Below are 20,176 nucleotides of genomic sequence, written 5' to 3'. Positions count from 1 at the left end.
ATCAGGCGCCATGGCGCAGCGACCGCCGCGCCGAAACCGCCGCCAGCATTGCCCGCAGCGGCGCGGAAAGGCCCAGCACGCTCGTCGCCGCGCGCGCTGCGTCCACCGTCATCCCGTCATAGTCGTCGGCATATTCGACCAGCACCGAATCATCCACTCCCCGCGCCACGCTCCTGCGCCCTAGCACGAGGCGGACGGCAACCTCACGCGGGAATTGAGCCGCACGGCATAGTGTGAACAGCGCCCGCTCCTCGCCCTCGATCACATGGCGGGCAAGGCAGGGCAGATCGACGGCAAGCCGATCCGCCGCCAGGGCAAGCAGCGCGAGAACATGGCGGCGGCGCGCGAGGTAGAGCAGCGCTTCCGCACTGTCGCCCGCCCCACGCAGCCGGTGCGCCAGCAGCGCCGCCTGCGCAAACGGCATATGCTGCTCGTCATGCCGGGTGAGCAGCGCGGCGCACGCCCGGTCTATCGCCTTCGCTGCCGATGCGGCCATATCCCCGCCAATCAGTGCACCGGCGAGGAGCGCGCCCGCGGTCCATACCAGCTCCGGCATCGCCTCGGCAGGCAAATCGGCGCGCATCGGGCGGTCATCCGGCCCGATATCAGCCCAGCCGGACTGCGCCAGCGTGAGTGCGGCGAGCAGATCGGCCTGCTCGGCGGATAAGGAGATATTGTCTGTCTCATCAGCCTGATCGGCCAGCATGCTATCCTGCGCCATCAGGCCGATGGCCGCGCGATCGCGCATATCCGCCAGCAGCGCCGGGCTGAGCAGCGCAGGGTCTTCCTGCACCCGCGCCCAGCACACCGCATCAGGCAGACGCGCCTCGATCTCTGCGCCCAGTTCCAGCCTCAGCGCCAGTTCAACGGCAGAGAGGCAGCCGCCAATGTGCCGCCGCGTCCGCGCCACCATGGCCTCGCTCCAGCGCATTGCCCGCCCATCGAAACAGCGGTGCAGAAACAGCGCATGGCGCATGGCATCGCCCTCGCCACCCAGGGTGCCGGGTGGCAAGGCGCTGTGCCAGAGGGGGTTGAGCCGGTTTTCCTCCGGCAATGGTGCGCTCATGATCCAGCATGTAACGCAACGCAGTAAATATAGGCTAAACTGTGATGCTATCCGCTCTGCCGACTGTCCCTCAGCAGCATCGCCACCAGCGAAAGCAGCCCCAGCAGCGCCGCAAGAGCGAGCGCCGCGCCGAACTGGCCGACAATCACGCCGCCCAGCAGCAGCAGCAATGCCGAGCCCGGCGTCATCCACGCCCAGAGCGGCAGGCCCGAAATCCGCCCACGCCGCATCAACATCACCGCCGCAAGGCTCAGAATCGCGAGGTGCAGGCCGCTGGACCACTCACCCTGACGCGCGCCCAGCCACACCATGCCGAGCGAGAGCATGATCGGCAGCGCCAGCGCCGTTAAAGCACTATTCACGCCGTGCTGCCCCATCGCCGCCACCTGGCGCGCCACCATATCCACCGCCAGCGCGATCAGCATCAGCAGCAGCGCCAATATCGTCCACCCCGGAACGATGGCAAGCAGCCCCAGCGCCGCGATAGCCAGCGCGCCAATGCCTATATGTGCGGCGGAAATCTGCATGCGCAGCAGATGCGTCGCCGCCATGCGCGCCGGGCGTTGCAGCAGATAATGCTCGGCCCCGGCGCTACCGCCGACTGGCACCGCAACGAGTGCGCGGCCTATGAGATCGGCTGTATCCTGCCGCTCGACCAGCGCGACGCGGCCCTCCGCTATATCGGCAGGCTCCACCACAACGCGCTGCGGCACGCTCTGCACCACCGCGCGCATCAGGGTGAGGACCACGTCCCAGTCGCCAATCAGATCCAGCGTATTGAACAGGGTGCGCGGAGACACCCGCGCAAGCCCGGCCCAGCGGTGCTGTGCATCCACCCGCTCAAGATGCGCGGTGCCGGTGTCATCCTGCGCCACCAGCAGCGCGTTCCCCTCCGCCTTGCCGACCTGCGCCACATAGGCCTGATCGATCACGGCGCCATCGGCAAACAACAGCACGTCGCTCTCGCGCGGGAGCTGGCGCACAAGGCTCGGCATATCGCGGATGAGATGAACCTGCACGCCAGTGGCGGCGAACTGATCGACCATGCGCGAGAGCGATGGCGTCACCGCCTCCACCATCACAAAGATCTGGCTCGCGCCCGCCTGCATCGCCTGCCGCGCCTGATATTCGATCAGCGTCTGCGCCGCGAACACAATCTGGGCACGCGGCACGCCGGGCCGGTCAGTCGATGGCGCCATGGCGGAGAGGATCGCGGCGAGAGGCATAGATTGTGCGGAACCCGGTTGCTTTTCGTGAAAGGCAACCTTCGCAACATGGCGCGCGATATGCAAGAGGCGCTTCGCATCGCGCCTACCTCACCCGGCACTATTGAGTAAAGTCAGTCCGCCGAGAGCATATCGAGTGCGGAGCGCAGGCGGCGCACGATCTTCGCGTCGCCCGGAGCAGAGCCTTGCGCCTCATCGATCAGAGCGATCATATGAACCACGCCGAAGCTGCCACTCAGGCCCTTCAGCCGCCACAGCGCCAGATGCCATGCCGATTCATCGCCCGCGCGGGACAGCAGATCGATCTGCCGATCGGCGCTTTCGAGGAACGCACGGCGCAGGTCGCGGACAAGGCTGGCGTCATCGCCCACCGCCGCGGCCAGTGCCATATTGAGGTTTCCGCCTTCAAAAGCCATTGGACGATCCTAATGGTTCGCGGTTAACAAGCAGTTGCAAATAGGCATTTGCTGCGCGAAAAAAGCTGCTACAGTCCGGGGCTGAAACGGGGATGATATCGTGGGCCTGAGGCGCGAAGAACAATTCGGCGAAGATCTGGATCAGGCTGGCGAAGGCGCGGGCTTCGCGTCTTATGCCGATGATACGCTGATCGAGCCGGAATATGCCCCCGAACCTTCGGCCATTTCGAGCTGGGTCAAGGCGGGACGGTTCGCGATTATTGCCCTTGCGCTGGGCTGGATCGGCTTTGCGGCCTATCTGCTCGTGCAGCGCGGCTTTCGGATGCCAGGGCTGGAGCAGATACCGCTTGCGGCGGCTGGCATATCCACCCCGCTCATCCTGCTGGGTATTCTCTATCTCATCCTAGTGCGCGGGAGCATGGGTGAGGCGGATCGCTTTGCCCGCATTTCGACACAACTCCGCACGGAGGCCGACGCGCTCGACATGCGCCTCGCCATCGTCAACCAGCAGCTTGATACCGCACGGCAAACCCTGCGCGATCAGGCCAGCCTGCTGGAGGAATATGGCGGCGCGGCCAGCCAGAACCTGGAGGCCGCAGCGCGTACGCTGACCCAGCATGCCAGCACATCGGCACAGCAAGCAGAGATCATCGAGCGCGCAGGCCTCAGCCTTGCCACCCAGTTTGGCCGGCTGGTCGATGCCATGCCCGATGTAGAGACACGCACGAACCGTGTCGCATCCGCGCTGTCTTTGGGTAGCGATACGCTGGAGGAGAAGGTCGACCGGCTGGAAGCGCGGCTCGATTCGCTTGGCCGCATGCTGGACGAAGCCCGCACCCGCACCACCACCACCACCCAGAGCCTCACCGCACAATTGATGCGGATACAGGATGCCACCCGCTCCGCCTCCGAAGAGGTGACGGGCATGGCCGACATCAGCGCCAACCGCATCGATGCCGCGATAGACATAGCGCGCAGGGCGATAGACGAGGCCGGAGTCGCGCTCGATATGCGCTCGACCGAGCTTAACATGCTGGTCGAGCAATCGCGCTCGTCCCTGGGCGCGATTGGCGGGCAGGCGGTGCTGGCCTATGGCGAGAGCATCGCCCAGATCGAGACGCGACTGCGCGAGCTGGACACGCTGGTGCAGGATCGCGCAGAAGTTATCGGCGATATCACCCGCACCATGTCGCTGCGCATCGAAACGCTAAGCGACGAGTTTGCACAGCTCCAGTCGGTCGGCGTTACCAGCTCTGAGCGGATGGCAGAGGCGATGGAGAGCCTCACAAACCGCACACAGAAGCTTGATGAGGCGCTGGAGTCTGGCAACAGGGCCGCCGAGGGTATGATCGCCCGCACCGAAGGGCTGCTGACGGCGCTCGATGCCAGCGTGCGCGAGATGGATGAAGGCCACCCCGCTGCGCTGGCTCGCCTCAACGACAAGATCGACAGCAGCCAGCGCCTGCTCAGCGTCATCATGCCGGAGATCGAGCATCTGGAATCGATGTCCGCCTCTGTGCTCGGCCATGCGCGCGAATCCGAGGAGCTGCTGAGCGGCCAGCAGCGCAAGCTGCGCGAGCTGCTCCACAGCGGCGAAAACACACTCGCCGGGTGTCGGGAGCAGGTCGATGCGCTCAACCTCGCGATCGAATCGGCGGATACGGGCGCGCGGCGTCTGTCAGACAGCGCCGGGCCGCAGATGGTCGCCACATTGCTGCGCATCAAGGATACAGCAGAGCAGGCGGGCGAGCGCGCCAAGGAAGCGCTGTTCAATGCCATTGCCGAGGCGGGCAGCCAGATCGGCGACGCCAGCGAGCAGGCGATGAACGAGCGGCTGGGCGATGTCTTCCGCGCACGCATAGAGGAAGTGAGCAACGTGGCGGAGCGCGCGGTGCAAGCCGCCCATGCGGCGTCTGACAGGCTGATGCGCCAGCTCATCACCATTGCCGACACCACCGCCGCGATAGAGCAGCGGATCGCCGAGGCCGACGAAGCGGCGCAAAAGCGCGAGCAGGACAGCTTCTCTCACCAGTCCGCCACACTCATCGACTCGCTGAATAGCATCGCCATCGACGTGACGAAAATCCTCTCCGGCGAGGTGAGCGACACCCTGTGGGCGGCCTATCTCAAAGGCGACCGTGGCGTATTCTCGCGCCGCGCGGTGCGGCTGATCGACACTGCGCAGGCACAACAGATCTGGGCACTCTATCAGCGCGACGCGGGTTTCCATGACGGCGTCAATCGCTATATCCATGACTTCGAAGCGATGCTGCGCGCAATTTTGCCGACGCGCGATGGCAGCTCCATCGCCGTCACCTTGCTGTCATCAGACATCGGCAAGCTCTATGTCGCGCTGGCACAGGCGATCGACAGGCTGAAGGACTGAACCGCTCGCCCCCTCAGTGGGCGATCCAGCGGGTGATGTCGAGGCTGTCTACCCCAATCCAGCCGTTGACATAATTGGCATAATAAAGCCCGAACAGTACCGCGGAGAGAACGGTCGCGCGGATCGCAATGCGCTTGGGCCGGAAGTTACCGGGCGCACTATCCGCCTGGCCGGGCACCAGCGCCTCACCGGTTTCGTGCGGCGTTTTGACGCCGACCGGCAGGAGCATGAACGCGCTCATCACCCAGAACAGCAAGTAGATGGCGAGGATCGAGGTTATTTTCATGCCCGCGCTTGTAGCGGCGCGCGCGCTAGATGTCGATGATGAGCACGTCAACGATAGGCTTTTTGCCGGTCCAGCGCGTCGCGACACGGCGGACGGCAAGGCGCACCCGCTCGCGCACTGCTTCCAGCTCTTCCGAGCCACGCGCGCTTACCGCAGCGGTGGCTTCCTCGGCAGCTTCGGAGAGGAACGCCTCGCGGTCTTCCTCCAGCGGCACGCCCTGCAGGCGCAACTGTGGGGCACCCGCCAGCCGCCCCTTGCCGTCTCGCGCCACCGCGACGCTGATCTGGCCATTGACCGAGAGCTTGCGCCGCTCGTTCAGCGTGCCGCCATCGGCGGGCAGGATGACATCGCCATCCAGCACCAGCCGGCCGGTCTGCTCATGGCCGATCACCGCTGCCTTGCCGGGTGCAAGACGGACCATGTCACCATTTTTCTGAACCAGCGCATGGGGGATGCCATGAGCCAGCCCCAGCCGCGCCTGCGCCTGCATATGCCGCATCTCGCCATGCACGGGCAGCAGGATCTCCGGCTTCAACCATTCATACATCGCGCGCAGTTCCGGCTGGCCGGGATGGCCGGAGACGTGAATATGCGCCTGTTTCTCCGTCACCATCTCGACGCCCTGCGCGGCGAAGGCGTTTTGGATGCGGCCGATCGCAATCTCGTTGCCGGGTATCTGTTTGGAGGAGAACACGATCAGATCACCCGTCACTGGCTTGATCGGGTGCGTACCCTCGGCCATGCGGGCCAGCGCGGCCCGCGCCTCGCCCTGCCCGCCGGTCGCGATGATCATCACCTCCCGCGCGGGCAGATCCATCGCCCTGTCCCAGTCGATCAGCGGCGGCAGATCACGCAGATAGCCATTCGCCTTCGCGACAGAGGTGATCCTGTCAAGCGAGCGCCCCGCGAGGCACAACTGCCGCCCGGTGGCACGGGCGACATCGCCCAGCGTCTTCAGCCGCGCGACGTTGGAGGCGAAGGTAGTGACGATCACCCTGCCCTTTGCTTGGCTGACGACTTCCAGCAGCCCGTCACGCACCCCGCCCTCAGAGCCGCTGGCCTCCGGGTTGAACACGTTGGTGCTGTCACACACCAGAGCCAGCACGCCTTCGTCACCAATGGTGCGCAATTGCGCTTCGGTTGCAGGCTCACCAATCAGTGGTTCCTCATCCAGCTTCCAGTCGCCGGTGTGGAAGATGCGGCCAAATGGTGTATCGATCAGCAACGCGTTGCCCTCGGCGATGCTGTGCGCCAACGCAACATAGCGGATGGCGAACTCACCCAGTTTGATGGCTCCGCCCAGCTCTACCGTGCGCAGCTCCACCTGGCCGAGCAGCCCTTCTTCCTCCAGCTTGCCCGCAATCAGGCCAGCGGTGAAAGGCGTGGCATAAAGCGGCACACCAAGGTCCGCCGCGAGATAGGGCAGCGCGCCGATATGATCCTCATGCCCGTGGGTCAGCACGATGCCGAGCAGATCCTCGCGCCGTTCCTCGATAAAGGCGAGGTCCGGCATCACAAGGTCTATGCCCGGATAAAAGGGATCGGCAAACGTCACGCCGAGATCGACCAAAATCCACTTGCCGCGACAGCCATAGAGATTGGCGTTCATGCCGATTTCGCCCGACCCACCAAGGGCCAGGAACAATAACTCATTACCGGGGGTCATCAGCCGTGCTGGCTCCTGCTATACAACATTGCCAGGCCTTCGATGGTCAAATCAGAGACAATCCGGTCAAACAAGCTGGTGTGATCATTGAACAATACCGCGAGGCCGCCGGTCGCGATTATCTTGGCGGGACGGCCGATCTGGGCACGCATCCGGGCAACGAGCCCTTCCATCATCGCAACATAGCCCCAGAAGACGCCGATGTGCATCTGTTCCTCGGTGGTGCGGCCGATGACCGAGCTGGATGCGGGCGCCTCGATAGCGATACGGGGCAGCTTGGCCGCCGCGCTCACCAGCGCATCAAGCGAGAGGTTGATGCCGGGCGCGATGATCCCACCTTTATAGGCGCCGGTATAATCCACAACGTCGAACGTGGTCGCGGTGCCAAAGTCGATGACGATGAGGTCGCCCGGCTCACGCGCATGTGCGGCGATGGCATTGATCACCCTGTCCGCGCCCACAGACTCAGGCTCCGCGACATCCAGCTCTATGCCCCATTCCGCGCCAGCCTCCCCCGCGACCAGAGGCTCTACCTTGAAATATTTGCTGGCGAGCGTGCGCAGATTATGAAGCGCGCGTGGCACCACGGTGGCGATGATCACTGCGTTCACATCTGCCATGGTGAAGCCTTCGAGCATCAACAGCTGGTTGAGCCAGACCGCATATTCATCGCCCGTGCGCCGCGCATCGGTGGCGATACGCCAGCGGGTGCGGATGGTGGGCGGGGCATCCCCCTGCCCCGGCTCCACCAGCGCGAACACGATATTGGTATTACCAGCATCAATCGCCAGAAGCATGGCTCAAATCTCTCCGCAGTCGGTCAGGGGTTCAGCAGGAACACATCACCAGCATGAATGACACGTCTGGAGCCATCCGCCAAGCGAAGGATGAGCGCACCGTGCGCATCCAGCCCCTCAAAAGCTCCCGATATACGCTCGCCATCGGGAAGTTGTGCCGCCAGCGCGGTGCCGGGGGGGTGCGCACGCGCCTGCCACGCGCGGATCAGCGGTTCCAGCCCATAGGTGCGCCACTGTGCCAGGCTATTGGCAAAATGCTCAGCAACCCGCTCCAGCACATGCGCGGCATCGCAGGATGCGGCACCCAGATCGCGCAGGCAGGTCGTTTCGCGGTCTGGTAACACGGGCGCGCTGACGATGTTAATGCCAATGCCGAGGATAATCGCATCCCCCACCCGCTCCAGCAGCATGCCGCACAGCTTGGCGTTACCGGCAAAAACGTCATTCGGCCATTTCAGGCTGAGTACGCCTGCGCCAACAAACTCGGACAGCGCCTCATGCACCGCCACCGCTATCACCAGCGCGAGGCTATGCGCGGGCTGATCGAGCGGGCCGAGCCGCACCAGAGTGGACGCATAGAGATTGCCGACATCGCCCTGCCATGCGCGGCCCATACGTCCCTTGCCAGAGGTCTGCACTTCGGCGCGCAGCCATGCGCCCTCCGGTTCCCCGGCAGCGGCAAGCGCCTTCATATCTTCGTTGGTCGATCCGGTCTCGCCGACAAGCCGGACGGGCTGCGTCATGTCGGTCAGTGGAGCGCCGCCGCCGCCGCTGCGCTCATCGTGTCGAGCAGCGGGTTGAAGAGATAACCCAGCACGATCAGCGCGGCGCTCACCGCTATCAGCGCGCTTTCCATACGGCTTCCAGCGGGCGCATATTCGGCGGCGGGTTCGTCGAAATAGACCGTCTTGATGATCTTCAAATAGTAGAACGCACCGACGACCGACATCGCGATGCCGAAGGCGGCAAGCCCGGTCATCCCGGCAGCGACAGCGGCATCGAACACCAGGAACTTGGCCCAGAAGCCCATCAGCGGCGGGATGCCCGCAAGACTGAACATGAAGATCGCGAAGGCGGCGGCCAGCCCCTTGCGGCTCTGCGACAGGCCGGCAAGGCTGGCAATGTCTTCGACCGGATTGCCCTGGCTGTCGCGCATCTGGAGGACGCACAAGAAACTGCCAATCGTCATCACCACATAGATGGCGAGATAGCTCATCACGGCAGCAACGCCTTCCGCCGTGCCAGCCGCAAGGCCGATCAGCGCGAAGCCGACATTGTTGATCGAGCTGTAGGCCAAAAGCCGCTTGATGTTGGTCTGGCCGATCGCCGCGACAGCGCCGAACAGGATGGAAGCAAGCGCGACGAACACGACGATCTGCTGCCAGCTTGATGCCGCGCTGCCCATAGCCTCCATCGCGACGCGGACGGTGAGGCCCATCGCCGCCACCTTGGGCGCGCTGGCGAAGAACGCGGTGACGGGGGTCGGCGCGCCTTCATAGACGTCCGGCGTCCACATGTGGAACGGCACGGCGCTGATCTTGAACGCGAGGCCCGCCAGCACAAACACCAGACCGAAGGTTTCGCCGTGCGACAGCCCGTCTGCCATGGCGGCGGCGATGCCGGCATAGCTGGTCGAGCCAGTAAAGCCATAAAGCAGCGAAATGCCGTAGAGCAGGATGCCGCTCGCCAGTGCGCCGAGCACGAAATATTTGAGGCCCGCTTCCGCGCTGCGCCCGTCCTGCCGCATGAAGCTTGCGAGCACATAGGCAGCGAGACTGTTCAGCTCCAACCCAACATAGAGGGTCAGCATGTCTCCGGCAGACACCATCATGCCCATGCCGACGCAGGCGAACAGGATCAGGATCGGATATTCGGCACGGATCGCGCGCGCGCCATTCGCACCGCCCGCCTCGAAAAAGCGCGGCGCAATGAGGATGCAGACAGCGGCCGCCAGATAGATCAGCCCCTTGGCGAAGGCGCCGAACGCATCTCCGCGGTAAAGCCCGCCGAACGCATCGCCACCCTGCGTCCACGCCGGGCACAGCGCCCAAGCGGCCACGCCCAGCGCCACAACGCCAAGCCAACCAATCATCTTCGCGCTGGTGTCACCCGCATAGGCGGCGATCATCAGCAGGATCAGCCCGGCGGCGGTCAGCACCAGCTCAGGCAGCGCCAGTATCAGGGAAGCGGTATCCAACATCAGTGCGCCTCCCCAGCGGTTGCATGTACTTCTTCGGCCTTATGGCCACCTTCGTGCGCGCCATGAGCCGCCACAGGCTGCGGCTTGCCCGCCGTCAGCTTTGCGTCACCTTCCGGCTTGGCGGGCGCAATGCGCGCCACCAAAGCCTGCACATCGGCGCGCATGGGGCTGAGGAAGCTTTCAGGATAGACGCCCATCCACAGCACCGAAAGGCCGATGGGCACCAGCATCGCCAGTTCCCGCGCCGTCAGATCCGGCATGGCTGCGGCATCGGCATTTTTCTGGTCGCCAAAGCAGATGCGGCGATAAAGATAGAGCATATAGGCCGCGCCGAGGATGATGCCGGTGGTGCAGACCAAAGCGACCCAGCTCGACGCCTCATAGACACCCATCAGCGCCAGAAACTCGCCTACAAAGTTTGAGGTGCCGGGCAGGCCGACCGCCGCCATCGTGAACAGCATGAACAGCAGCGCATATTTCGGCATGTTGATCGAAAGGCCGCCATAGCGGTCTATCTCGCGGGTGTGCAGCCGATCATAGATCACGCCGACGCAGAGGAACAGCGCGCCAGACACAAGGCCGTGGCCCAGCATCACCATCATCGCGCCCTCGATGCCCGCCTGATTGAAGGCGAACAGGCCGACGGTGACGATCGCCATGTGCGCGACCGAGCTGTAGGCGATCAGCTTCTTCATGTCGCTCTGCACGAGCGCAACGAGCGAGGTGTAGACCACCGCGACCATCGACAGCGCGAACACGAGCCACGCGAACTGCGCGGACGCTTCCGGGAACATCGGCAGCGAGAAGCGGATGAAGCCATAGCCGCCCATTTTCAGAAGCACGCCCGCCAATATCACCGAGCCTGCGGTCGGCGCCTGCACGTGGGCATCGGGCAACCAGGTGTGTACCGGCCACATCGGCATCTTGACGGCAAAGCTGGCGAAGAAGGCGAGCCACAGCCAGGTCTGCGCATGCGGATCAAAGTTATAGGCCATCAGCGTCGGGATGTCGGTGCTGCCCGCCTCGCGCGCCATCCAAAGCATCGCGATCAGCATCAGCACCGAGCCGAGCAACGTGTAGAGGAAGAACTTGTAGCTGGCGTAGATGCGGTTCACGCCGCCCCAGATGCCGATGATGAGATACATCGGGATCAGGCCTGCCTCGAAGAAGATGTAGAACAGGAACAGATCCTGCGCCGCGAACACGCCGATCATCAGGGTTTCCATGAACAGGAACGCGGCCATATATTCGCCGACGCGCTCTTCTATGCTGTCCCAGCTGGCGAGGATGCAGATCGGCATCAGGAACACGGTGAGCGCGATCAGGGTTAGCGCGATGCCGTCTATCCCCATCGCCCATGCGAAGCGGCCGAAGATCGGCGCATATTCCTGAAACTGCCACTGCGCATGGCCCGCGCCCTGATCGAAGTTAAGCCACAGCAGGATGCCCAGCGCGAGGTTCACCAGCGTGGCGACCAGCGCGATCAATCGCGCGCCAGACGCGCCCGCATAGAGGCAGGCAATCGCGCCCGCCATCGGCACTGCCATCATCAGGGACAATATGGGAAAGCCGAGCTCGTTCATGATACTGTGATCGCCCAGGTTACCGCAGCGGCGAGGCCTAGCAGCATCACCAGCGCATAAGTGTAGAGATAGCCGGACTGGAGCCTGCGCGTGAGGCGCCCGCCCGCGACGACCAGCGCCGCCATGCCATTGGGGCCGAAGCGGTCAATGGTCCCTTCGTCGCCCCGCTTCCAGAAAAAGCGGCCGATGGCGAAGGCGGGTTTCACGAACAGCATGTCGTACAGCTCGTCGAAGTACCATTTGTTGAGCAGGAAGTCATACAGCACATGGAACTGCGCGGTGAACTTCGCCGGCCAATCGGTATGGCGGATATAGGCCATGTAGGCGATCATCAGGCCGGTCGCCATCACCGCGAACGGCGACCACTTGACCCACAGCGGCACCTCGTGGCTCGCATGCATCAGATGCGCATCGAACGCGAGGGTCGAGGGCGCCCAGAACTGCGCACCGCCCTCGGCATCGATGAAGGCATGATGGAAAACAAAACCTGCCGCCACCGCACCAATGGAGAGGACGATCAGCGGGATCAGCATGACCAGCGGGCTTTCATGCGGATGATAGCCCGCCGTGCCGATGGCATGGGCATCGTGCCCGTGGTGATCGTCATGCGCGTGGTCGTCATGACCATGGGAGTCATGTCCGTGCGCGTCATGAACCGCGTGCTGGATATGCTCGCTGCCCGCCCAGCGCGCCTTGCCGAAGAAGGTGAGGAACACCAGACGCCAGCTGTAGAAGCTCGTCAGCAGCGCCGCCGTAATGCCGATGAGGAACGCGGTCGTGCCGGGGCCGCCTGCGGCATAGGCGCTCTCGATGATCGAGTCCTTCGAGAAGAAGCCCGCAAAGCCAAAGAGCGTGCCAGGGATGCCGACGCCGGTGATCGCCAGCGTGCCCGCCGTCATCGCCCAGAAGGTGATCGGGATTTCCTTACGCAGTGCGCCATAATAGCGCATGTCCTGCTCGTGGTGCATCGCGTGGATCACGCTGCCCGCGCCGAGGAACAGCAGCGCCTTGAAGAAGGCGTGGGTGAACAGGTGGAACATCGCCGCGCCATAAGCGCCCACCCCCGCCGCGAAGAACATATAGCCGAGCTGCGAACAAGTGGAATAAGCGATCACGCGCTTGATGTCGTTCTGCGTGGTGCCGACCGTCGCTGCGAACAGGCAGGTCGCCGCGCCGACATAAGTCACCACGGCCAGCGCCGTCTCGCTCGTCTCGAACATCGGCGAGAGGCGGCAGACCATGAATACGCCCGCCGTCACCATCGTCGCCGCATGGATCAGCGCGGAAACCGGCGTCGGACCTTCCATCGCGTCCGGCAACCAGGTGTGCAGGCCAAGCTGCGCCGACTTGCCGCAGGCACCGACGAACAGCAGCAGGCACAGCACCGTCATCGTATCAAAGCGATAGCCCAGAAAACCTATGGTGCTGCCCGCCATGCCCGGCGCGGCGGCTAGGATATCTGGGATCGAAATCGTATCGAACACCAAATAGGTGCCGAAGATGCCGAGCATGAAGCCGAGGTCGCCCACTCGGTTCACCACGAATGCCTTGATCGCGGCGGCCGAGGCCGAGGGCTTGCGGAACCAGAAACCGATGAGGAGGTAGGACGCGAGGCCCACCCCTTCCCAGCCGAAGAACATCTGCAGCAGGTTGTTCGCCGTCACCAGCATCAGCATCGCGAAGGTGAAGAGCGAGAGATAGGCGAAGAAGCGCGGCTGATCCGGCTCCTCGTCCATATAGCCCCAGCTGTAGAGGTGGACGAGGGCGGACACGCTCGTCACCACCACCAGCATCACGGCGGTGAGCGCGTCAACGCGCAGCTCCCACGCCGCCTCGAAGCTGCCCGATGACAGCCAGTGCAGCACCGGCACGACCGTCGGCCCGGCGTCACCCGCTACATAGCTCAGGAAAATCGGCCAGGAGAGCGCGCACGAGACGAACAGCGCGCCCGTGGTGATAAGTTTCGCGGGCAGCTTGCCCAGTGCCTTGTTGCCCAGCCCCGCGATGATCGCGGCGAGCAGCGGGAGGAAAACGATAAGCAGGATAGGATGCACCGGCTTACCCCTTCATCCGGTTGGCGTCGTCTACGGCGATGGTGCCGCGCGAGCGGAAATAGATCACGAGAATGGCAAGGCCGATTGCCGCCTCGCCCGCCGCCACGGTCAGCACGAACATGCTGAAGATCTGGCCGACGAGATCTCCCAGATAGGCGGAAAACGCGACGAGGTTGAGGTTTACGGAGAGCAGGATCAGCTCAATCGCCATCAGGATGATGATGATGTTCTTGCGGTTGATGAAGATGCCGAGCACGCCCATCACGAACAGGATGGCGGACACGACCAGATAATGCGACAAGCCAATCACAGCTCCACCCCCTGCCCCACGGGCTGATTGACGTTCACCACGGCGTCTTGCGGCCGGCGGCGGTTCTGCTTGTCGATATTCTGCGCCTTAACGCCGGTGCGCGCGCGGTGGGTCAGCACGATCGCGCCGATCATCGCGACCAGCAGGATGATGCCCGCGGCCTCGAACAGGAAAATATAATCGGTATAGAGCACCTGCCCGATCGCCTTGATGTTCGGCACATCGGCGGGCGTCGGCGCGGCGCGCTGGGCGAGCTGCAACGGCCCGGCCTTCCAGACGCCCAACCCCAGCAATATTTCCGCCAGCAGCCCCAGCGCGATCAGCACGCCAAAGGGCAGATAGCTGACGAACCCGGCGCGCAACTCGGCAAAGTCGATGTTGAGCATCATGACGACGAACAGGAACAGCACCGCAACCGCGCCGACATAGACGATGACGAGCAGCATCGCGATGAACTCCGCGCCGACGAGCACCATCAGCCCGGCCGCGTTGAAGAAGGCGACGATCAGCCACAGCACGCTGTGGACGGGATTGCGCGCGAAGATCGTCAGCGCGCCCGCCGCGATCATCAGCACCGCGAAAAGATAAAAGGCAAAGACCTGTATCACTGGATGTTCATCCCCCTGCGTGCGGCCTTAACGATAGGGCGCATCGGCGGCAAGGTTTGCCGCGATTGCCCGCTCCCATTTGTCGCCATTTTCAAGCAGCTTTGCCTTGTCGTAGAGCAATTCCTCGCGCGTTTCGGTCGCGAACTCGAAATTCGGCCCCTCGACGATCGCGTCGACCGGGCACGCTTCCTGGCAGAAACCGCAATAGATGCACTTGGTCATGTCGATGTCGTAGCGGGTGGTGCGGCGGGAGCCATCATCACGCGGCTGCGCCTCGATCGTGATCGCCTGCGCCGGGCAGATCGCCTCGCACAGCTTGCACGCGATGCAGCGCTCCTCGCCATTGGGATAGCGCCGCAGCGCATGCTCGCCGCGGAAGCGGGGCGAGATCGGGTTTTTCTCATAAGGATAGTTGATCGTCGCCTTGGGCTTGAAGAAATATTTCAAGGTCAGCCAATGGGCTTTGACGAACTCCCAGAGGGTGAAGGATTTGATGTAGTGGGCTATGGCGGTCATAGACCCTCCATGTAATTGGTTAGCTTGCATTGCCCTCGGGATTTAAACGAAATGCCATGGGATGAAATCGAATTGTGATAGTAAGACCAACGCATTCCCCGACCGTCCTTCGGAGTTAAATTTTCAAACGATCCGTTGCCGAATTGGATCAAAGGTCTGAAAATCGGCGGAGCAGGAAGTTTGCTGTCCTTTGGTTGAATGATCGGCCTTGGCACAACATCGCTTGCCGTAGTCCATGATGCAAAACTTTTGCCGTCAGACGCGGTACTCAACACCAATACGGCGAATTTTGCCTCTGTCGAAATATCGGACTCGAGATCAACTGCCAGCGGCACATCTGGCTCAGGAAATAGAAAGCTCAAACGGCTCTTCCCATCTTCCGCCTTTACGTCACAGTCGATTCTGGCTCTAAAAACTATGCCATCGTCAAATCCAAGCCCTCCCAACGAAGGAAGGCTGGCAATTAGGGCCATTAACTCAATCATCCCCCATACCTCGTCAGCATGAGGAAGCCGCTTACCAGAAACACGAAGAACAGCGAGACGGGCAGGAAAATCTTCCAGCCCAGCCGCATCAGCTGATCATAGCGATAGCGCGGCACGGTCGCCTTGACCCAGGAAAAGACGAAGAAGAAGAACAGGATCTTCGCGAACAGCCAGAGTATGCCCGGCACGATATAGAGCGGCGCCCAATCTACCGGGGGCAGGTAGCCGCCCCAGAACAGGATCGCGTTCAGCGCGCACATCAGGATGACGTTGGCATATTCGCCGAGCCAGTAGAGCGCGAACGCCATTGAGCTATATTCGGTCTGGTAGCCCGCGACCAGCTCGCTCTCCGCCTCGGTCAGGTCAAACGGTGCGCGCGCGGTTTCCGCCATCGCGCTGATCAGGAACATCACCGCCATCGGGAACAGCAGCGGGTTGAAGCCGTTGCCGTTGAGGAAGCCGTAATAGCCCTTCTGGCTCTCGACGATGGTGGTTAGGTTAAAGCTGCCTGCCCATAGCACCACGCAGATGAGGATGAAGCCGATCGAGACTTCATAAGAAATCATCTGAGCCGATGCGCGCATCGCACTGAAAAACGGATATTTCGAGTTTGACGCCCATCCCGCGATCACGATGCCGTAAACGCCGAGCGAGGAGATCGCGAGGATATAGAGCAGGCCAACGTTGATGTCCGCCAGCACCACACCGACATCGAACGGCACCACCGCCCACGCCAGCAACGCGACGGTGAAGGTGATGATCGGGGCAATAAGAAAAAGCCCCTTGTTCGCCGCGCTGGGGATGATCGTTTCCTGCAGGAAGACCTTGAGGCCGTCCGCAAAGCTTTGCAGCAGGCCGAAGGGGCCGACCACGTTCGGCCCGCGCCGCAGCGCCATCGCCGCCCAGATCTTGCGGTCCGCATAGATGATCATCGCCACGGCGAGCATCAGCGGCAGCGCGATCAGCAATATGCCGATCACGGTCGAGAGCAGCCACGCGGCCTCGAAGGGGATGCCATAGGATTGGAAAAAGGCGGTCATGCGGCTTGTCCCTCTCCCAAATCGTCATGCTGAACTTGTTTCAGCATCCATTCTTCCTTGAAGCACTGCGCCCGGAGGCATGATGGACCCTGAAACAAGTTCAGGGTGACGGCGTAGGTGCGAACAACCCTCATTCCGCAGCCTCCGCGAATGTTTCACCGTGCAGCAGTTCCGCCGAGCAGCGCTGCATCGTGGGCGAGGCGCGGCAGATGGCGTTGGTGAGGTAATAATCCTTGATTGGCGAGCCAAATTCGCCGCTCGCGCCGGTGGGGAGCTTCGGAGCGGACCATCCGTAGTCCACCAGCCCTTCCGTGCTGAGGGCAGGCACATCGGCAAACATCCTGGCGCGCAGTTCGGAGAATGAGTCGAACGGCAGGGTCTTGCCCATCACCTGTGATAGCGCGCGCATGATCGCCCAGTCTTCGCGTGCGTCGCCGGGGGCAAAGACTGCCTTGTCACCGCGCTGAACGCGGCCTTCAAGGTTCACATAGGTGCCTGCCTTCTCGGCGTAGGCGGCGCCGGGGAGGATCACATCCGCCGCGTGCGCGCCCGCATCGCCATGATGGCCGATATAGACCTTGAAGCTATCCGCGAACTGGCCGTAGTCCACCTCGTCCGCGCCCAGCGAGAACAGCAGCTTGGGCTTAGCGGCGGCGATGGCCTTGATGCCGCCTTGGCTGGCGAAGCCGAGCATCAGCCCGCCCATGCGCGCAGCCGCAAAGTGCAATATGTTGTAGCCGTTCCAGCCATCCTTGATCAGGCCGAGCGTTTCGACCAGCGCGAGCGTGTCGCCATGCGCGCCGTCCTTGGCGAGGATACCGCCGCCCGCGATCAGCATCGGCCGCTTCGCGTTCAGGAACGTGCCGATCACCGCCTTGGGCAGCTTTGCCAGTAGCGAGGCATCGTTGCCCAGCCACTCAACTTTATAGGTGAGATCGTGCTGCGGCCCGATGACATAGACCTTCGCCCCGCGCTTGATCGCCTTGCGCACCCGCGTGTTGATGAGCGGTGCTTCCCAGCGCAGGTTGGTGCCGACGAGCAGGATCGCGTCCGCCGTCTCGACCCCAGCAATGGTGCTGTTGAAATTGACGGCGGAGAGGCTCGACACATCATAGGCTAGGCCGGTCTGCCGCCCTTCGAGCATCGTGCCGCCCAATGCGCGGACCAGTTCACGGCCCGCATACATCGTCTCGCAATCGAGCATGTCGCCCGCAACTGCGGCGACCGAGCCACCATGCTTCACCGCCGCAATGGCCGCGAACGCCTCGTCCCAGCTGGCCGCGACGAGTTTGCCACCCTTGCGGACATAGGGCTTGTCCAGGCGCTTGCGCACCAGCGCATCGACATGATGCCGCGTCTTGTCCGACGCCCATTCCTCGTTCACGTCATCGTTGACGCGCGGCAGCACGCGCAGCACCTGCCGCCCGCGACTGTCGAGGCGAATATTGGTGCCGAGCGCGTCCATCACGTCTATCGCGAAGGTCTTTTTCAGCTCCCACGGACGCGCCTCGAACGCATAGGGCTTGGCGGTGAGCGCGCCGACCGGGCAGAGATCGACCACATTGCCCGAAAGCTCACTCTTGACCGCATGCTCAAGATAGGTGGTGATCTGCATGTTCTCGCCGCGATAGATCGCGCCGATTTGCGGCACACCCGCGACTTCCTCGGCAAAGCGGACGCAGCGCGTACACTGGATGCAGCGCGTCATCGCCGTCTTGACCAGCGGGCCCATATATTTCTCGGTCACGGCGCGCTTGTTTTCGGCAAAGCGGCTCGCGCCCTTGCCATAGGCGACGGACTGGTCCTGCAGGTCGCACTCGCCGCCCTGATCGCAGATCGGGCAATCGAGCGGGTGGTTGATGAGCAGGAACTCCATCACGCCCTCGCGCGCCTTCTTCACCATCTCGCTGTCGGTGCGGATGGTCTGGCCCTCGGCGGCGGGAAGCGCACACGACGCCTGCGGCTTAGGCGGGCCGGGCGCGACCTCGACCAGGCACATGCGGCAATTGCCGGCGATCGACAGGCGCTCATGATAGCAGAAACGCGGGATTTCCTTGCCCGCCAGCTCGCACGCCTGCAGCACAGTCGCGCCCTGCGGAACCTCGATCTCTACGCCATCTACGGTGAGTTTAGGCATTATTCCGCTGCCTCCATCATCGGGCCTGCGCTGCCGCCGCGCTCAACAATCCGCCGCTCGATCTCCGGGCGGAAGTGGCGGATGAGGCCCTGGATCGGCCAGGCGGCAGCATCGCCGAGCGCGCAGATCGTGTGGCCTTCGACCTGCTTCGTGACCTGTTGCAGCATGTCGATCTCGCTAATGTCCGCCTCGCCAGTGCGCAGGCGCTCCATCACGCGCCACATCCAGCCGGTGCCCTCGCGGCACGGGGTGCACTGGCCGCAGCTCTCATGCTTGTAGAAATAGGAAAGCCGGGAAATCGCGCGCACGATGTCCGTGCTCTTGTCCATCACGATCACCGCCGCCGTGCCGAGGCCGGAGCCAAGCGCCCGCAAGCCATCGAAATCCATCGGCGCTTCCATGATCTCTTTGGCGGGGACCAGCGGCACTGATGAGCCACCGGGGATGACGGCAAGCAGATTGTCCCACCCGCCGCGGATGCCGCCGCAATGCCGGTCAATCAGCTCGCGGAACGGGATGCTCATGCTTTCCTCGACCACGCAGGGCTTGTTCACATGGCCGGAAATCTGGAACAGCTTGGTGCCGCGATTATTCTCGCGCCCGAAGGAGCTGAACCACGCCGCGCCGCGCCGCAGGATCGTGGGGCTGACCGCGATGCTCTCGACATTGTTGACCGTGGTGGGGCAGCCATAAAGCCCCGCGCCCGCCGGGAATGGGGGCTTGAGGCGCGGCTGGCCCTTTTTGCCCTCGATGCTCTCGATCTGCGCGGTTTCCTCGCCGCAGATATACGCCCCCGCCCCGCGATGGACGAACACGTCGAAATCATAGCCCGATCCGCAGGCATTCTTGCCGAGGAATCCCTTGGCATAAGCCTGCTCGACAGCGGCGAAGAGCACCTTAGCCTCGTAGATGAACTCGCCGCGAATATAGATATAGGCGGCGCGCGCGCGCATCGCGAAGCCAGCGACCAGAGCGCCCTCGATCAGCTTGTGCGGATCATGGCGGACAATTTCGCGGTCCTTGCAGCTGCCCGGCTCAGACTCGTCGGCGTTGATGACGAGGAAGCTGGGGCGGCCGTCCTTCGATTCCTTGGGCATGAAGCTCCACTTCATGCCGGTGGGGAAGCCCGCGCCGCCGCGCCCGCGCAGGCCGGATGCCTTCATGATCTCGATGATCGCGTCTTGGCCCAGCGCGAGGAGCGCCTTCGTATTGTCCCAGTCGCCGCGTTTCATCGCCGCGTCTATGCCCCAGTCCTGAAAGCCGTGGACGTTGGTGAAGATGCGGTCCTTGTCGGCCAGCGGGCCGGTGAAGGCGGGCGGCGCGGCGGGTGCGGTGGCGTCAGTCATGCGCGGCCTCCACACGTCATGCCAGCGAAGGCTGGCATCGCATGCCTCTGCGCA

18 protein-coding genes are annotated in these 20,176 nt (G+C 63.2%); 1 reads left to right on the top strand and 17 read right to left on the bottom strand.

The genetic code is table 11. From position 1 onward, the window contains the following. Position 1 precedes the first annotated feature (1 nt). The 3 genes from EQG66_RS05530 to EQG66_RS05520 form a co-directional block, all read right to left on the bottom strand. Positions 2–1,066, bottom strand: a complete 1,065-nt coding sequence (locus EQG66_RS05530) for a hypothetical protein (RefSeq protein ID WP_129403555.1) — start codon at positions 1,064–1,066, stop codon at positions 2–4. Between the two features lie 47 nt (positions 1,067–1,113). Then, entirely contained in the window at positions 1,114–2,292 is a 1,179-nt protein-coding gene (locus tag EQG66_RS05525) for a hypothetical protein (protein WP_129403554.1), read from the bottom strand. A 113-nt stretch (positions 2,293–2,405) separates the two neighbouring features. Then, entirely contained in the window at positions 2,406–2,681 is a 276-nt protein-coding gene (locus tag EQG66_RS05520; protein ID WP_425470220.1) for an Hpt domain-containing protein, read from the bottom strand. A 127-nt stretch (positions 2,682–2,808) separates the two neighbouring features. Between EQG66_RS05520 and EQG66_RS05515 the strand changes: the two genes are divergently transcribed. Further along, a complete protein-coding gene (locus EQG66_RS05515) occupies positions 2,809–5,094 on the top strand; it encodes a coiled-coil domain-containing protein (protein WP_129403551.1) in 2,286 nt (761 codons plus the stop codon). A gap of 13 nt (positions 5,095–5,107) precedes the next feature. On the opposite strand, the gene EQG66_RS05510 is transcribed toward EQG66_RS05515, so the two are convergent. The 14 genes from EQG66_RS05510 to nuoF form a co-directional block, all read right to left on the bottom strand. After that, the gene (locus EQG66_RS05510) at positions 5,108–5,380 is read right to left on the bottom strand and encodes a DUF1467 family protein (RefSeq protein ID WP_129403549.1); all 273 of its coding nucleotides are present in this window, start codon (positions 5,378–5,380) and stop codon (positions 5,108–5,110) included. Between the two features lie 25 nt (positions 5,381–5,405). Beyond that, positions 5,406–7,046, bottom strand: coding sequence for a ribonuclease J (locus tag EQG66_RS05505; protein WP_129403547.1), 1,641 nt, complete (start codon positions 7,044–7,046; stop codon positions 5,406–5,408). Beyond that, positions 7,046–7,843 carry a type III pantothenate kinase gene (locus EQG66_RS05500; protein WP_129403545.1) on the bottom strand — a complete coding sequence of 266 codons (798 nt, stop codon included), beginning with the start codon at positions 7,841–7,843 and terminating at the stop codon, positions 7,046–7,048. The genes EQG66_RS05505 and EQG66_RS05500 overlap by 1 nt, the downstream gene beginning before the upstream one ends. 23 nt (positions 7,844–7,866) lie before the next feature. Continuing rightward, positions 7,867–8,586, bottom strand: a complete 720-nt coding sequence (locus EQG66_RS05495) for a biotin--[acetyl-CoA-carboxylase] ligase (protein WP_129403543.1) — start codon at positions 8,584–8,586, stop codon at positions 7,867–7,869. A gap of 5 nt (positions 8,587–8,591) precedes the next feature. Next, positions 8,592–10,043: an NADH-quinone oxidoreductase subunit NuoN gene (gene nuoN / locus EQG66_RS05490; RefSeq protein WP_129403542.1), complete on the bottom strand. Its 1,452-nt coding sequence runs from the start codon at positions 10,041–10,043 to the stop codon at positions 8,592–8,594. After that, positions 10,043–11,626 (bottom strand): NADH-quinone oxidoreductase subunit M, encoded by a 1,584-nt coding sequence (locus tag EQG66_RS05485; protein WP_129403540.1) that lies wholly within the window; start codon positions 11,624–11,626, stop codon positions 10,043–10,045. Before EQG66_RS05485 ends, nuoN begins: the two co-directional genes overlap by 1 nt. Then, the gene (nuoL, locus tag EQG66_RS05480) at positions 11,623–13,680 is read right to left on the bottom strand and encodes an NADH-quinone oxidoreductase subunit L (RefSeq protein ID WP_181951782.1); all 2,058 of its coding nucleotides are present in this window, start codon (positions 13,678–13,680) and stop codon (positions 11,623–11,625) included. The genes EQG66_RS05485 and nuoL overlap by 4 nt, the downstream gene beginning before the upstream one ends. Positions 13,681–13,684: 4 nt before the next feature. Continuing rightward, positions 13,685–13,990, bottom strand: coding sequence for an NADH-quinone oxidoreductase subunit NuoK (nuoK, locus tag EQG66_RS05475; RefSeq protein ID WP_129403539.1), 306 nt, complete (start codon positions 13,988–13,990; stop codon positions 13,685–13,687). After that, the gene (locus tag EQG66_RS05470) at positions 13,987–14,598 is read right to left on the bottom strand and encodes an NADH-quinone oxidoreductase subunit J (RefSeq protein WP_129403537.1); all 612 of its coding nucleotides are present in this window, start codon (positions 14,596–14,598) and stop codon (positions 13,987–13,989) included. The genes nuoK and EQG66_RS05470 overlap by 4 nt, the downstream gene beginning before the upstream one ends. Positions 14,599–14,625: 27 nt before the next feature. Continuing rightward, the gene (gene nuoI, locus EQG66_RS05465; RefSeq protein ID WP_129403535.1) at positions 14,626–15,114 is read right to left on the bottom strand and encodes an NADH-quinone oxidoreductase subunit NuoI; all 489 of its coding nucleotides are present in this window, start codon (positions 15,112–15,114) and stop codon (positions 14,626–14,628) included. Beyond that, on the bottom strand, positions 15,111–15,587 hold the full coding sequence (locus EQG66_RS05460) for a hypothetical protein (protein ID WP_129403534.1): 477 nt from the start codon (positions 15,585–15,587) through the stop codon (positions 15,111–15,113). Before EQG66_RS05460 ends, nuoI begins: the two co-directional genes overlap by 4 nt. 8 nt (positions 15,588–15,595) lie before the next feature. Next, positions 15,596–16,639, bottom strand: coding sequence for an NADH-quinone oxidoreductase subunit NuoH (gene nuoH / locus EQG66_RS05455; RefSeq protein ID WP_129403532.1), 1,044 nt, complete (start codon positions 16,637–16,639; stop codon positions 15,596–15,598). A gap of 130 nt (positions 16,640–16,769) precedes the next feature. Further along, positions 16,770–18,776, bottom strand: coding sequence for an NADH-quinone oxidoreductase subunit NuoG (gene nuoG, locus EQG66_RS05450; protein ID WP_129403531.1), 2,007 nt, complete (start codon positions 18,774–18,776; stop codon positions 16,770–16,772). Continuing rightward, a complete protein-coding gene (gene nuoF, locus EQG66_RS05445) occupies positions 18,776–20,122 on the bottom strand; it encodes an NADH-quinone oxidoreductase subunit NuoF (protein WP_129403529.1) in 1,347 nt (448 codons plus the stop codon). Before nuoF ends, nuoG begins: the two co-directional genes overlap by 1 nt. Between the last annotated feature and the right edge of the window lie 54 nt (positions 20,123–20,176).

The organism is Sphingobium fluviale, from assembly GCF_004122115.1.
Lineage (GTDB): Bacteria > Pseudomonadota > Alphaproteobacteria > Sphingomonadales > Sphingomonadaceae > Sphingobium > Sphingobium fluviale.
The sequence above is the reverse complement of the archived record's forward strand: the minus strand, read 5'-3'. Positions and strand labels throughout refer to the sequence as shown.